General features: G+C 71.3%; 1 protein-coding gene. It reads left to right on the plus strand.

What is annotated here, in order from left to right; genetic code table 11:
- On the plus strand, positions 1 to 415 hold a 415-nt coding region (locus V2J85_RS40890; RefSeq protein ID WP_330824429.1), incomplete at both ends, for a 4Fe-4S dicluster domain-containing protein.

Here is a 415-nt window from a genome sequence, read left to right on the forward strand (position 1 = left end):
TGCACCGAGTGCGGCCGCTGCCAGTCCCAGTGCCCCGCCTGGAACACCGGCAAGCCGCTCTCCCCCAAGCTGCTGATCATGGCCCTGCGCGACCACGCACACGCCAAGGCGCCCTACCTCCTCGCCGGCGGCGGCAAGACGATGGAGGGCGAGGAGAAGGCGACCGAGGAGCAGCTCGCCGACGTCCCCGCCGGCGCCCTCGCCGAGGCCGAGCGCCCCCTGATCGGCACGCTCGAAGCTGCATCCGACGGCGGCTCCGCCGCGGGCGGCGTCATCGACCCCGACGTGCTGTGGTCCTGCACCACCTGCGGCGCCTGCGTCGAGCAGTGCCCCGTCGACATCGAGCACATCGACCACATCGTCGACATGCGCCGCTACCAGGTCATGATCGAATCCAGCTTCCCCAGCGAAGCCG

Source organism: Streptomyces bugieae, from assembly GCF_036352915.1.
Lineage (GTDB): Bacteria > Actinomycetota > Actinomycetes > Streptomycetales > Streptomycetaceae > Streptomyces > Streptomyces endophytica.